Below are 14,334 nucleotides of genomic sequence, written 5' to 3'. Positions count from 1 at the left end.
TTTTTAATGATTTTTATTTTTAACTGCAGCTTCTGTGTCTTCAGTGTCGTAACGTTCTACTTTTTCAATGCCATGTAAAGCTAATAAACGATTGCATAGTTCGTCCAACTCTTCTTTATCATGAACAAATATTTTCAGGTTACCCATAAAAATACCTTCTTTCGCTTCAATAGACATAGCCGAAATATTGAATTTCATTTCGCCGCTGATGAGGTTGGTTATTTTATGAATCACACCCACATCATCTACTCCAACAATTTTTAAACCTGTAAGGAAAGATATCTCTTTATTTTTAGCCCACTTGGTTTTTATAACTCTATGTCCGTGGTTGGCCATGAGTCTTGCCGCATTCGGACAATTGGTTCTGTGAATTTTCAACCCTTCACCTGTGGTAACAAAGCCAAACACATCATCACCCGGTATTGGCTTACAACAATTAGCCAGCGTGTACATGATCTTATCGCTGCTTTCTCCGAAGATGATCAGTTCCGCATCCTTTTTATCGAATGGTTTTGTGTCAAAATCATGGTCATGTTTTTCATCAATTTCCGGTTTCACAGGCTTTGGAAAAAACAATCTGTCACCCGATGCGGTAAAATCTTTTAATTCTTTAAGATCAATTTTCTTAGTGGCAATATCATACAGCAGATCAAGCGAAGAATTTACTTTATAGAAAGAAGCCAGTTCTTCCATATTGTGTTGCGTAGCCATACCACCAATGGCATCTAATTTTTTTTGTAAGATGTATTTGCCATCTTCCGCAACTTTTCTTTTTTCTTCTTTAAGCGTATCTTTTATTTTTTGCTTGGCCTTACTTGTTACAACAAAATTCAACCATTCCTGGTTGGGTTTTTGTTTGGCACTGGTAATAATTTCTATCTGATCTCCACTGCGTAGTTTGTGTCCCAACGGCACAAGCTTATGATTCACCTTAGCACCGATCGTTTTACTCCCAACGGCACTGTGTACCCCAAAAGCAAAATCTAATGCAGTAGCACCAACGGGCAACATTTTTACATCCCCTTTTGGTGTGTACACATAAATTTCTTCGGCTAAAAAGGAAGTCTTAAAATCTTGTAAGAAGTCGAGTGAATTAGCATCGTTGTTACTCAATACTTCTCTTATTTGCCCAAACCATTTGTCAAAGCGACTTTCATCGTTCGTACCTTCTTTATATTTCCAGTGAGCAGCTAAACCTTTTTCTGCAATTTCATTGGTACGTTTTGTTCTGATCTGAATTTCAACCCACTTGCCCTGCGGTCCCATTACAGTTGTATGCAGCGCTTCGTAACCGTTGCTCTTTGGATTGCTCAACCAATCTCTCAATCTTTCAGGCGATGGGTTATATTCATCCGTAATCATACTATACACTTTCCAGCAATCTTCTTTTTCCTTTTCCGGCGGAGCATCCACAATAATTCTGATAGCGAAAAGATCATACACTTCTTCAAAACTCACACCCTTCTTTTTCATCTTATTCCAGATAGAGTGAATGCTTTTTGGTCGGCCAAAAATTTCAAAATTGATATCGCTCTTTTCAAGCTTATCTTTTATCGGTCTGATGAAATCATTGATATATCTAGTACGTTCTCTTTTTGTTTCCTGTAATTTCTGAGCAATCATTTTATAATGCTCCTGCTCCAGGTATTTCATGGAAAGATCTTCCAATTCCGTTTTAATGGCATATAAACCCATACGATGGGCAAGCGGAGCATATACATATACTGTTTCGCTGGATACCTTCAGTTGCTTCTCCCGCTTCATACTGTCCATCGTTCGCATATTATGAAGCCGGTCTGCAAGTTTAATAAGTATTACACGAGGGTCATCTGTCAGTGTGAGTAAGATCTTTTTAAAATTTTCTGCTTGTTGACTGGTATTGGCATCCATTACCGAACTGATCTTGGTTAATCCATCAACAATTTTGGCAATTTCGTCGCCAAACTCACGTTTCACATCATCCAATGTAATATCTGTATCTTCCACAGTATCATGCAAAAGGGCGCAAATGGTACTTCTTACCCCAAGGCCGATCTCTTCCACACATATTCTTGCAACAGCGAGAGGGTGCAAAATATAAGGCTCTCCACTTTTACGACGCATGGTTTTGTGTGCTTCGGCAGCCATTTCAAAGGCTGTACGTAATAATTCTTTGTCACCTGTTTTGAGTTTAGGCTTCAATTCTTTCAATAAACCACGGTAATGCCGGAGAATCTCTTTTTTTTCTTCTTCCTCGTTTAAAGTGTACTTGGGTATGGCTGTTGTTGTTTCCATTGTAATAGGTACGAATTTACTTGAAAAATGGGAAAGAACAAACGTTAAGGTGCAAGCTTCAAGCCACAAGTTACAAAGGGACACCCCGAAAATAGCAGACTTATACCTTGCGGCTTGCAGCTTAAGGCTACTTCAAAAAGAAAACAAAACTCTTTCCACTTTTACCAAAATTCCCTACTTTTGCACTCCCAAAACCGGATGTGGCGAAATTGGCAGACGCACCAGACTTAGGATCTGGCGGAGCAATCCATGTAGGTTCGACCCCTATCATCCGGACAAAAAATACCCTCTCGATATGAGGGGGTATTTTATTAAAAGTATTATTCATCAATTTAAAAGGTTCTCAACTCCCCTTTAGGGGATGGGGGCATCACACAAATCATGGCAACAGTTGCAAGAGAGAACATTGGCTTACTAAACGACAAGATCGTAGTAAAAGTTAGCAAGGAAGATTACTTACCTACATTCGAGAAAAAAATAAAAGAATACAGCAAAACTGCAAATATTCCGGGGTTTAGAAAAGGAATGGTTCCAACCGGAATGGTTAAAAAAATGTACGGTCCGGCTATTTATACCGACGAAGTTTTAAGAACCGTTGAAAAAGAATTGTACACTTATCTTGACAAAGAAAAACCTGAAATTTTCGCTCAACCATTGGCGTTAGATGCTGATATCCGTAAAATGGATTTCAATAACCCCGATGAATATGAATTCGGTTTTGAAATTGGTTTGAAACCTTCTTTTGAAATTGCTAATCTTGGTAAGGCAAAATTGACTTTACATAAAGTAAAGGCTACTGACGAACAGGTGCAGGAAGAAGTTACCCGTATGCAGATCAAAGGTGGTAAAATGACTGAGCCTGAAACGATCGATAATGATGAGAACGTATTGAACGTTCTGTTCACTGAAAGCGATAAAGATGGCAATGCAGTTGAAGGTGGTGTATCAAAAGAAAACTCGGTTATCTTAAAATATTTAACTGCTGCAGCTCAAAAACAATTCAAAGGAAAAAAGAAAGATGATACAGTTGTTATCCAATTATCTAAAGCTTTCGACGCAGATAAATTAGAAATGATGTTGCAGGATCTTGGTTTTGCAAAAGACGATAAAGACGCTGCAAGCAAGTATTTCAAGCTATCTATTGCTAAGATCGGTTTAGTAGAAAAAAGAGAATTGAACGAAGAATTCTTTAATGAAGTATTTCCCGGAGCATCAATTGCAACAGAAGAAGAGTTCAGAAAAAAATTAAAAGAAGAGATCGAGCAATATTGGGACGGACAAAGCCGTAACCAATTACACGACCAGATCTATCATTTCTTATTAGATGAAACGAAGATTGAATTTCCTGAAGGATTCTTAAAACGTTGGTTGCAAAACGGTAATGCAGAACAACGCAAAACAGCAGAAGAAGCAGAAAAGGAATTTCCTGTTTTCAGTAACCAATTAAAATGGACTTTGATCAGCGATAAAATTATACAAGACAACAAATTGGAAGTAAGTGCTGAAGATTTGAAAGCTTATATGAAAACTGAAGTAATGCGTTATTTCGGCACCATGAATTTAGGCGATGATACGAGTTGGTTAGATAGTTATGTTGATCAAATGCTGAAAGACGAAAAACAAGTTGATGCCAGCTATAGAAGATTAGTTACTGATAAACTATTTAACTGGGCACAAGATCAGGTAAAACCGGCAGAAAAAACTGTAACACCGGAAGAGTTGAATGCAATGCAACACAATCATCATCATTAATAGATAACTCCACCATAATTAAAGCCGAAGCACATTTGTTTCGGCTTTTTTATTTGTCAGAATCAGAATTCACAGAAATATAGAATGAACAGAATTTTTCAAGTTGTGTAAATTTTTATTTTCATGAAGCTCTTTCGAATTGAACGTACAATAAAGATTAAATGCTGAAACCACAGTAGTACTAAAGATGCACAGAGCTGTTACCGACAAACGGGCCGTAATCGTTTGTCGGGGTCTTTTTTTGGTTCTTTTTTGGACAAGCAAAAAAGAACATTACGGACAAAAAGACATATTTTTTTTCCAGCACAATATTTGGTTTAATCAATCAACTATATTTGTTACTCTAAACCATATACAAATGAATTTTGGAAAAGAATTTGAAAAATACGCTGTAAAGCACCGCAATATCAGCAGCAACACATTAGATAGTTATATCAAACACAACGTAACCAATCTAACCCCAAACATTATTGAAGAACGTCCGATGAACGTTGCAGTAATGGATGTGTACAGTCGATTGATGATGGATCGTATCATTTTTATGGGTTACCCTGTAACTGATGAAGTAGCCAACATCATCACCGCACAATTTTTATTTTTAGAAAGTACCGATCGTACCAAAGATATTCAGATGTACATCAATAGCCCTGGAGGTAGTGTATATGCTGGTTTGGGTATGTATGATACGATGCAGTTTGTAACACCCGATGTGTCTACCATTTGTACAGGTATGGCAGCAAGTATGGCAGCCGTATTGATGTGTGCAGGTGCAAAAGGGAAACGTACAGCATTAAAACATAGTCGTATCATGTTGCATCAGCCAAGTGGTGGTGCAGGAGGACAAGCTTCTGATATTGAAATCACAGTTGCAGAAATAAAAAAATTAAAGAATGAATTGTACGAGGTAATTGCTAATCACACCGGTCAGCCGGTTGATAAAGTTGCTGAAGACTGTAAAAGAGATTATTGGCTTACATCAACCGAAGCAAAAGACTATGGTTTGGTAGATGAAGTTTTGACTATCAATCCTCGTAAAGCAAAGAAAGATTAAATATTTACGATGTACGATTTGGGATGTACGATGTTATTAAACTTCTAAGCCCTAAATTTCCTAAACATTCTAAACAAATAACCAATGAACACATACAACAAAAACATACGTTTCAACGAAGAAGAAGATACTCCTAAAGAAGGAGAGAACCCAATGGAGAAAATGATGAGTGGCTGGCAGTTCGACAAAAAATTTATTGAACAACGTAAAATATTTTTATGGGGTGTTGTAGATGATAAATCTTGCAAAGACCTTACTGCCCGTTTGTTATATCTTGAAGCGATCGACCCTGGAAAAGAAATCACTTTTTATATCAACAGCCCGGGTGGTGTAGTAACCAGTGGATTGGTGGTGTACGATACCATGCAAATGATCAGTAGCCCTGTAAGCACAGTATGTATGGGTATGGCAGCAAGCATGGGCAGCATCTTATTAAGTGGTGGTACAAAAGGTCGACGTTTTATTTTTCCTAGTGGCGAAGTAATGATCCATCAACCAAGCGGCGGCGGACAAGGTGTTAGTGCCGATCTTGAAATTATGGCCGATCAAATTTTAAAGACAAAAAAACAACTCAACGAAATTCTTGCAAAGAATTGTAACCAATCTTACGAAACTATTGTAAAAAACAGTGACCGTGATTTTTGGATGGATGCACAAGAGAGTGTTGCTTTTGGAATTGTTGATGGAGTGTTAGATAAGCTTTAATTCTTTTATCTCTAAAAATAAAATAGATGCCATCTTAAAAAGATGGCATCTATTTTATAAATGAGTTTTTATGAAGCACATATTTCTAATATTATTTTCGCAAACTTTTTTCAATATTTCCTATTCTCAGCAAGTAGAAATGCAAGATTCTGTAATTTCTAAAAGTGATAGTACAGTAAAAATTTATAAAGCAAAAACACTTAAGAAAGGGTTCTATAAAAACCGCACAGAATTTTTTAATAATGCTCCTTCTATAATAATAGATTTTAAAGTGGTAAAAAAAAGTGACTCTAAGAAAAGACAAAAGGCTGGAGTGCTCAGAGTAGATTATAAATTGCCTTCAGGCCAAACGATTGATGACGAAAGTGTTTGGGGGTTTTGCGATGGAGAGTTCGTATATGTAAGTGACAATAATTTTGGACTTGAAAAGAAATACTGGAAATTGGACTGTTTAGGGCCGCATCCTTTTTTTATAAGAGCTTACAAGCCGACACCATTATTGGGTGTTGCAGCAAGTGCACTCAGCAAATCTTTTGAGGTTTTTCTTCTTGGCGAAAAAGAAAATTTCAAGATCAGTATAAGCAATGAAATGATAGATCTGTTTGAATCTGAACAAGATATTCAAGAAGGGTATAAAAATGCTATAGCACCACCGGGAGAGATTGATCCATATATAAACCTTACAGCAATTAAAAGAGAATATTTACATAGATTTAATGAGAGACTTATACAAAGAGGAGAGTAGATCATTCTTTTAGTGTGCACATTGAAGCATTTTCATTTGGGTTCAATTTATAAGCAGTTTTGAAGTGTGTTGTTTTCTTTTGATCGTTTCACTCGTTAATGATTGCTACAAATATTGTATTTTTTTTATCTTCATAAAAAAAATACAATGAAGTATATTTTCTACCTGCTTATTTTTTCAATTAGCTTCTTTATTACCCAAGCACAAAATGTAGGTATCGGAACTACTACACCGCATGCCAGTGCTATACTGGATGTAACTAGTACTAACAAAGGAGTCTTGATACCAAGGGTATCCAGTTTGCCTTTGAATCCTGCAACAGGTTTACTAGTATATTATTTAAATAAGTTCTACTATTACAATGGCACAGAGTGGCTGCCTGTCGGAGAAAAAAGTGAAGCTGCTATTCAATACTTGAGTCCAAAGGATAATTATCCTACAACGGTTGATGCAAATGATTCTCTGGGAGTAAGCATTGCATCGGGTAACAACTATTTTATAGTTGGGGCTCCTGGTGCTGAGCATGGTGCTGCGGTTAAAGCAGGTGCAGTGTACACTGCTTTTTTTCTTGAAAATACCAACCGGCTTGTATGGAACAAAGCAGGAATTTCTGCGGCCGTGGCTCCATTGGCAGGTGACGGTTTTGGTACTAGTGTTGCTGCGTCGGGATATGATTTTGCAGTTGGTGCTCCATACAGAGATATGGGGGGTGTAGATAGAGGTGCGGTTTATGCTGTTAACACAACCAATAACCCTCCAACTTTTTCGATATTACCTGCTCCAACTGTACTTGAGAATAATGATCTGCTAGGAAAAAGTGTGGCACTTGCCACATCAAGTGCAGGAGCAATTGTGGTTGGCGGAGCATCTAATGACGATGGGGGGTATGGAGCTGTGCATACATGGTTCAAACCATCGGCCGGAGCTTATGCGTATGAAACAAGGTTAATTGATGGTGCTAGTATTTCTATAGAAAATTTTGGACATGCTGTTGATGTTACAATGGACAATGATGAAAATGCCTGGCTTTTTGTAGGTGCTCCGTTTGCTAATGCAGCAGGAGCAGCAACTTCAAAAAGAGGTAAAGTGTACATCTATAAACGTAATGTCACAACTAATATCTGGACTTTACATCAAAGTCTTTTAGGGACGGAAGACGGCGGAAGATTCGGTTATTCGCTTAGTCATGCAAAATCGGGTACAAGACAGGTATTAGCCATTGGCCAACCCGGAGAAACATTTATTCCCGGCGGTAGCCCCGGCGGTTCTTCATTTAGTCAGGTACATATTTATAGCTTTGATACTACTGCTAATTTATGGGTGTCCTCTGCCACCATTAACCCCAGCAACTACAATAACGGAGGCGAATCGGTTTCTGTTGTATATGATGGCAGTGTGCCTTATCTGCTAACCGGCCATAGCAAAGGCCTGGCAGGTGGTAGTATTACCACCCCTTTTGGTGTTGCAAATTATTATTATCGAAATGGGGCGGTTTGGACACTCAAACAAAAATATATTGATATAGACGGCAATACCGGTTATGATTTTGGCAGGGCAGTATTTATTAATTCTGCAAGGCAGATATTGATAGGCTCCTCATCGGCACCGATTGATGGTGATGTGCAGCATGGTAAAATAACTGCCATAGATGGAGATTTTTAAATAGATCATGTTTTAAAATAAAAAGAGATTTAGTTGAACAAACTAAATCTCTTTTTTATTCCGATAGAACCGTTTTCATCCGGCATCAACTCATAAATAAATTGGGGTGTTAATCCCGTTTCTTTTCTATGCGATACATATAAAATTGCTGTTGTACTTTCTTCTGCAATTTTATTGACCAATGCAATAAATAATGCGGCATCATGATCGTCTAACCCAACAGTTGGTTCGTCTAAAATGAGTAGCGGCGGATGTTTTACCATTGCTCTTACAATCAATATCAATCTTTGATGTCCGAGTGAAAATGATATAAAAGATTTTTTTCTTTGCTCATATAAGCCGATCAGTTTCAGCCATTGCCTTGCCAGATCAATTTGCCTGTCGGTAGGAATGATATACAGGCCAACAGAATCAAAGAAACCGCCAATGATCATTTTTTCAATCGAGTCTAATCTTGAAAATTGTTGAGATAAGGTGGAAGTGAGGTAGCCGATTTTTTCTTTAATATCCCAAACACTTTCACCGCTACCTTTTTTCATGCCAAATAAGATCAGGTCTTGTCCGTATGCCTTGGTATTATCTCCTGTAATCAATGTAAGCAATGTCGTTTTCCCGGAACCGTTAGGTCCTGTTAATTGCCAGAACTCTCCACTTTTTATTTCCCAGTTGATATTTTTTACAACTGTCCGGTTCTCGTATTTGATAGTTACATTGCTGAATTTGATCAACGGATCTTGTTCGATCTTTAATGAATTATATGGAGGAGGGATTTCATTTACAAAGTAGGGTGTAATAGCAATTGTATTATTTATTTCTTCCGGAATCATTTCATTGCCTTTAATGCAATAAATATTTTTTATAAATGGCAGGATGTCATTCTTTCTATTTGCAAATTGAATGATAACGGCATCCTGGCTTAAACCTGTAAGTGTAGTAGCAATTTCTATTTGCGACCTTGCATCAAGATTATCGAAAATATTATCTACAATAATGTAATCGGGAGCTTTAGAAACGATGTAGGATAACAATGCTTTTTTCTTCTCACCATCCGAGTATTGTTGCAAACTTTTTTTAGGCCCATCAATCACTTCAAAATGTTCATGCTTTATTTCCTCATCAATAAAATGAATAAGGGCAATTTCGGAATATAGTTCGCCTTTTAGTCCTGCAAAATGGTCATTGCTGAGTTGCTCGATCAATCGCTCTTTATTGTCGCTATTGCTAAGATGGAAGGCAATATGTTCCCGAATATTTATCACTCAAAAAATATTTTTTAAAAATTTGGTCGAATTGTAATAATAATGAAGCATTTAGCAATTTCTCCTGCAAATATAAAAGCAACATTTTCATTGATAATATTGTCTTGAAAATAGCGTTCTATATATGATTTAGTATATTTGTACTCTGCTTTGGTGTTACTATCGAGCAATAATTCGTTAAAATGGCAAAAAATCAAACATTACATTGTTCTTTCTGCGGCCGTAGCCGGGATGAAGTAAAGATATTAATTGCAGGTCAGGAAGGGCATATCTGTGAAAATTGCGTTGAACATGCTCAGGAGATCATTGGTCAGGAATTGATGGTTTATCCCGATTCGAAAAATGTTTCCGGCAGCACCAATAAATTAACCGTAAGAAAACCTCAGGAGATCAAACAATTCCTCGATGATTATGTGATCGGTCAGGATGATGCAAAAAAAATATTGGCAGTAGCCGTTTATAATCACTACAAGAGATTAAATCAAAAAGTAGAGAATGATGTTGAAATAGAAAAAAGTAACATCATTATGGTTGGTGAAACAGGAACAGGTAAAACCTTACTGGCAAAATCAATTGCCCGTATGTTGAATGTACCTTTTGCTATTGTTGATGCAACGGTATTTACCGAAGCAGGTTATGTAGGAGAAGATGTTGAAAGTATGTTGAGTCGTTTGTTACAAGCATGTAATTATGATGTAGCCGCAGCAGAAAAAGGAATTGTATTTATTGATGAAATAGATAAGATCGGTCGTAAGAGCGATAACCCGTCTATTACAAGAGATGTAAGCGGAGAAGGTGTACAACAAGGCCTGTTGAAATTACTGGAAGGTACAGAAGTATTGGTGCCACCACAAGGAGGCCGCAAACACCCTGAACAAAAACTTGTAAAAGTTAACACACAAAATATTCTATTCATCTGCGGTGGTGCATTTGCAGGTATTGATAAATTGATTGCACGTAGAGTAAATACTCATGCTATCGGGTTTAATGTAAATAAAGCTGCACAGCAATATCAGGAAGAAAATATTTTACAATTTGTAAATGCACAGGATATGAAAGCCTTTGGTTTAATACCTGAGTTATTGGGTCGTTTACCTGTGATCACTTATTTGAATCCGTTAGATGCACCTACATTACGCAGCATCTTAACCGAGCCAAAGAATGCATTGATAAAACAGTTTACCCGTTTATTTGATATAGAAGGCATTGAATTGAAGTTCGAACCTGAAGTATATGACTTTATGGTTGAAAAAGCATTGGAATACAAATTAGGGGCTCGTGGTTTACGTAGTATCTGCGAAAGTATCCTAACTGATGCCATGTACGAACTACCATCTCAAAAAGTAAAAGTGTTTGATGTAACACTTGAATATGCTCAACGTAAGTTCAACACAAGCAAAATGAGTATGCTCAAAGTGGCATAAAAAATATTTATTTAATTACCCGCCGCAGTTTTGCTAAAGATTTTTTAAAAATCCCACAGCAAAACTGCTTTTATTTTATTCCATCCTCCCCAAAAAGTAACATAAATACGCTAACAAAAAATAATTCCACACAACTCAATATCATTTTAGGTAATTGCTTTTTTTCAATTTATTTTTGCCCGTATTTGAAAACAAGTAAAAATTAAAAAATCAAAATTCAAAAACCAACGAGTTCTCCTTTTGATTTTTCACTTTTGACTTTTCACTTTTAAAAAGCACTAACTAAATAAAAAAATGGTAGATGTAATTCTCGGGCTCCAGTGGGGCGATGAAGGAAAAGGAAAAATTGTAGATTATTTTGCTCCTAATTATGATGTGATTGCCCGTTTCCAGGGCGGACCAAACGCAGGACACACTTTATACGTAAATGATAAAAAAGTTGTACTGCACCAAATACCAAGCGGTATTTTTCATCCGGATAAAATCAACCTTATCGGTAATGGCGTGGTATTAGATGTAGTAACATTCAAAAAAGAATGTGAAACAGTTGCTGCAATGGGAGTTGATTATAAAAAGAATTTGTACATCAGCGAACGTACACACCTGATCATTCCAACGCACAGAGCATTGGATAAAGCAAGTGAAATTTCAAAAGGCAATGATAAGATCGGATCTACCTTAAAAGGTATTGGCCCAACTTATATGGACAAAACAGGCCGTAATGGTTTAAGAGTTGGCGATATCAATAATAATTTTAAAGTTGAATACGACAAGCTGAAAGCAAAGCATCAGCAAATGCTGGACAATTACGGATTTGATGAAGACATTACGCAATGGGAAAACGATTTCTTCGAAGCAATAGAATTTTTACGTGGCTTTAAAATTGTTAGTGGTGAATATTTCATCAACCAAAAAATTAAAGAAGGTAAAAGAATATTAGCTGAAGGGGCACAAGGAAGTATGTTGGACGTTGATTTTGGTACATTCCCGTTTGTAACCAGCAGCAACACTATTTCAGCAGGTGTTTGTACAGGATTGGGTATTGCACCACAACATATCAAAGAAGTTTTTGGTATCACTAAAGCGTATTGTACAAGAGTAGGTAGTGGTCCGTTCCCAACAGAGTTACATGATGATATGGGAGAATTGTTGCGTAAAACGGGTAACGAATTCGGTAGCACTACGGGAAGACCACGTCGTTGCGGATGGATAGATCTTGTTGCGTTACAATTTGCCTGTATGATCAATGGTGTTACACAAATCATCATGACCAAAACCGACATTTTGGACAATATTGCAGATCTGCAGGTATGTAACAGCTATAAAGTAAACGGCGAACAAAAAGATCAGGTTCCGTTTCAGATGAACAATGTGAATATTGAACCGGTGTATAAAAGCTTTGGTGGTTGGTTAACAAATATCAGTGCAGTTGATAATTTTTCGGCGTTACCACAAAAAATGAAGGAATATATTACTTATATCAATGAGTTTTTACAGGTACCGGTAAAATACATAAGTAATGGTCCCGGACGTGACCAGATAATTGAAGCGTAAGAAAAAAATAATATTAAAAAAGTTGCCTTTTTTTTTGGCTAATTAAAAATCTATAAGAAATTTTACAGTACTAATCGGTTAACATATGGCAATCAAATCTGATAAGGTAAAAAAGACCCCTGTTGCAAAAGCTGCAGATGATAAAAAAGTAACAGCATCCAAAGCATCTAAATCTAAGAATGATGACGATGATGATGATTTGGATGATGATGACTTTGATGAGAAGCCTGTAAAAAAAGGTAAAGCATCTAAGTCTAAGAAAGATGAAGATGAAGATGACGACGATGATATAGACGAAAAAGATGATTGGGAAAAAACCGATGATGATGATGATTGGGATCCCGACTTCGAAGAATTTGATGTACCTAAATCAAAAAACAAAAAAGCTCCGGGTAAAAAAGGGAAAGACGAAGATGAAGATGATTTCAAGATAGATGATGATCTTGGTTTAGGCTTTGACGATGACCTTGGCGGCGGCTTTGATGATGATGATGATTTCTAATTTTTTATTACACGAATTTAAAACACGAATTACACGAATTGATTCTATAACAAAAGTGCTTAATTAGTGTAATTAGTGAAATTCTTTTAATTAGTGTAATGAAGAAAAGAACATCATTCCCCATAACAAACTTCACCGAATTCAAAATACAAATGTTGAACTGGGCAAACCGGTTCAACATTTTTTGTTTACTCGATAATCAACAGTACAATTTTGATAAACCTGCTTTTGAGTGTTTACTTGCCGTAGGCTGTAAAGAAAAGATAGAACTTAATACAGGCAATGCCTTTGTACAACTCACTAATTTTTACAGCAATCAAAACGATTGGCTCTTTGGCCATATTGGTTACGATATTAAGAACGAAGTAGAACAGCTCAGCTCCGAAAATTTCGACGGCATTAAATTTCCAGATGCTTGTTTTTTTGTACCCGAGATCATTCTGCAATTAAACAATAAAGAAGTAACTGTTTTGTATGAAGAAGGCACGGCTGAAGCGATCATCGACGCCATAAAAAGCACTTCACCGATCATCAATGCGCTGCCTGTAAAACCAACTGATATCAATAGTCGTTTCAGGCGACCGGAATATTTAGATTCTGTAAATACGATACGCCAACATATTTTACGAGGCGATTGTTACGAACTCAATTTCTGTCAGGAGTTTTATGCAGACAATATTGCCATCGATCCTTTGTCGGTCTATCATCACCTGGTAGATTTTTCGCCCAATCCTTTTTCTGCTTTGTATAAATTGGATGATAAATTTTGCATCTGCGCCAGTCCCGAAAGGTATTTAAAACGTAGCGGCAATAAAATAATTTCTCAACCCATTAAAGGCACTGCAAAAAGAGACTTGAAAGATGCAGAAGCAGATGAAGCCAACAAACAATACCTCATCAACAGTAGTAAAGAAAAATCTGAGAATGTGATGGTAGTTGACTTGGTGCGTAACGACCTTAGCAAAATATGCATTGAAGATTCTGTAAAAGTAGAAGAGCTTTTTGGCATCTACAGTTTTCCGCAGGTGCACCAAATGATCAGTACGGTAAGCGGTGAAGTAACACCCGATACCAACTGGATCGACATCATCAAAGCTACTTTCCCTATGGGCAGTATGACCGGTGCCCCAAAGAAAAAAGTAATGCAGCTTATTGAGGAGTTCGAAAAAACAAAACGTGGCCTTTTCTCCGGAGCTGTAGGTTACATCAAACCTAACGGCGATTTTGATTTTAATGTTGTCATCCGCAGCATTCTATACAATGCTACTGCACAATACCTTTCTTTCCAGGTTGGTAGTGCTATCACTTACTACAGCGATGCTGAGAAAGAATATGAAGAATGTTTGTTGAAGGTTGAGGCGATTGTGAAGGTGTTGGAGTAGTTTTTTCCCACTTTTTATTTAGCA

At 37.0% G+C, this 14,334-nt stretch carries 11 protein-coding genes and 1 tRNA gene; 10 read left to right on the top strand and 2 right to left on the bottom strand.

Annotated elements, in window-relative coordinates:
• Nucleotides 1-3 precede the first annotated feature (3 nt).
• Complete coding sequence (locus tag ACQ33O_RS01470; protein WP_430993771.1) at nt 4-2,274, bottom strand: RelA/SpoT family protein; 2,271 nt, start codon at nt 2,272-2,274, stop codon at nt 4-6.
• Between the two features lie 194 nt (nt 2,275-2,468).
• On the opposite strand from ACQ33O_RS01470, the gene ACQ33O_RS01465 reads away from it, so the two are divergent.
• From ACQ33O_RS01465 to ACQ33O_RS01440, 6 genes are all read left to right on the top strand, one after another.
• A tRNA-Leu gene (locus tag ACQ33O_RS01465) sits at nt 2,469-2,550 on the top strand.
• A gap of 105 nt (nt 2,551-2,655) precedes the next feature.
• Nucleotides 2,656-4,026: a trigger factor gene (tig, locus tag ACQ33O_RS01460; protein ID WP_430993770.1), complete on the top strand. Its 1,371-nt coding sequence runs from the start codon at nt 2,656-2,658 to the stop codon at nt 4,024-4,026.
• Nucleotides 4,027-4,384: 358 nt separating this feature from the next.
• Nucleotides 4,385-5,077, top strand: a complete 693-nt coding sequence (locus ACQ33O_RS01455) for a ClpP family protease (RefSeq protein WP_430993769.1) — start codon at nt 4,385-4,387, stop codon at nt 5,075-5,077.
• Between the two features lie 84 nt (nt 5,078-5,161).
• Complete coding sequence (locus ACQ33O_RS01450; RefSeq protein WP_430993768.1) at nt 5,162-5,782, top strand: ClpP family protease; 621 nt, start codon at nt 5,162-5,164, stop codon at nt 5,780-5,782.
• Nucleotides 5,783-5,852: 70 nt separating this feature from the next.
• Nucleotides 5,853-6,527 carry a hypothetical protein gene (locus ACQ33O_RS01445; RefSeq protein ID WP_430993767.1) on the top strand — a complete coding sequence of 225 codons (675 nt, stop codon included), beginning with the start codon at nt 5,853-5,855 and terminating at the stop codon, nt 6,525-6,527.
• A gap of 147 nt (nt 6,528-6,674) precedes the next feature.
• Nucleotides 6,675-8,189, top strand: a complete 1,515-nt coding sequence (locus tag ACQ33O_RS01440; protein ID WP_430993766.1) for an FG-GAP repeat protein — start codon at nt 6,675-6,677, stop codon at nt 8,187-8,189.
• Nucleotides 8,190-8,218: 29 nt separating this feature from the next.
• On the opposite strand, the gene ACQ33O_RS01435 is transcribed toward ACQ33O_RS01440, so the two are convergent.
• Nucleotides 8,219-9,448, bottom strand: coding sequence for an ATP-binding cassette domain-containing protein (locus tag ACQ33O_RS01435; RefSeq protein WP_430993765.1), 1,230 nt, complete (start codon nt 9,446-9,448; stop codon nt 8,219-8,221).
• A gap of 182 nt (nt 9,449-9,630) precedes the next feature.
• Between ACQ33O_RS01435 and clpX the strand changes: the two genes are divergently transcribed.
• From clpX to ACQ33O_RS01415, 4 genes are all read left to right on the top strand, one after another.
• Nucleotides 9,631-10,872, top strand: coding sequence for an ATP-dependent Clp protease ATP-binding subunit ClpX (gene clpX / locus ACQ33O_RS01430; RefSeq protein WP_430993764.1), 1,242 nt, complete (start codon nt 9,631-9,633; stop codon nt 10,870-10,872).
• A gap of 294 nt (nt 10,873-11,166) precedes the next feature.
• The gene (locus ACQ33O_RS01425; protein ID WP_430993763.1) at nt 11,167-12,426 is read left to right on the top strand and encodes an adenylosuccinate synthase; all 1,260 of its coding nucleotides are present in this window, start codon (nt 11,167-11,169) and stop codon (nt 12,424-12,426) included.
• A gap of 85 nt (nt 12,427-12,511) precedes the next feature.
• Nucleotides 12,512-12,928, top strand: coding sequence for a hypothetical protein (locus ACQ33O_RS01420; RefSeq protein WP_430993762.1), 417 nt, complete (start codon nt 12,512-12,514; stop codon nt 12,926-12,928).
• 98 nt (nt 12,929-13,026) lie between these two features.
• Nucleotides 13,027-14,310, top strand: coding sequence for an anthranilate synthase component I family protein (locus ACQ33O_RS01415; protein ID WP_430993761.1), 1,284 nt, complete (start codon nt 13,027-13,029; stop codon nt 14,308-14,310).
• Nucleotides 14,311-14,334: the final 24 nt, after the last annotated feature.

Origin of the sequence: Ferruginibacter sp. SUN002 (assembly GCF_050611725.1) — a bacterium.
In the GTDB taxonomy this organism is placed as follows: domain Bacteria; phylum Bacteroidota; class Bacteroidia; order Chitinophagales; family Chitinophagaceae; genus Ferruginibacter.
The sequence above is the reverse complement of the archived record's forward strand: the minus strand, read 5'-3'. Positions and strand labels throughout refer to the sequence as shown.

Excerpts from the sequence above, each read along its gene's own strand:
- ACQ33O_RS01415 (WP_430993761.1), top strand. The coding sequence starts at position 13,027 with ATGAAGAAAAGAACATCATTCCCCATAACAAACTTCACCGAATTCAAA.
- ACQ33O_RS01440 (WP_430993766.1), top strand. The coding sequence starts at position 6,675 with ATGAAGTATATTTTCTACCTGCTTATTTTTTCAATTAGCTTCTTTATT.
- ACQ33O_RS01425 (WP_430993763.1), top strand. The coding sequence starts at position 11,167 with ATGGTAGATGTAATTCTCGGGCTCCAGTGGGGCGATGAAGGAAAAGGA.
- clpX (WP_430993764.1), top strand. The coding sequence starts at position 9,631 with ATGGCAAAAAATCAAACATTACATTGTTCTTTCTGCGGCCGTAGCCGG.
- tig (WP_430993770.1), top strand. The coding sequence starts at position 2,656 with ATGGCAACAGTTGCAAGAGAGAACATTGGCTTACTAAACGACAAGATC.
- ACQ33O_RS01445 (WP_430993767.1), top strand. The coding sequence starts at position 5,853 with ATGAAGCACATATTTCTAATATTATTTTCGCAAACTTTTTTCAATATT.
- ACQ33O_RS01470 (WP_430993771.1), bottom strand. The coding sequence starts at position 2,274 with ATGGAAACAACAACAGCCATACCCAAGTACACTTTAAACGAGGAAGAA.
- ACQ33O_RS01420 (WP_430993762.1), top strand. The coding sequence starts at position 12,512 with ATGGCAATCAAATCTGATAAGGTAAAAAAGACCCCTGTTGCAAAAGCT.
- ACQ33O_RS01450 (WP_430993768.1), top strand. The coding sequence starts at position 5,162 with ATGAACACATACAACAAAAACATACGTTTCAACGAAGAAGAAGATACT.
- ACQ33O_RS01455 (WP_430993769.1), top strand. The coding sequence starts at position 4,385 with ATGAATTTTGGAAAAGAATTTGAAAAATACGCTGTAAAGCACCGCAAT.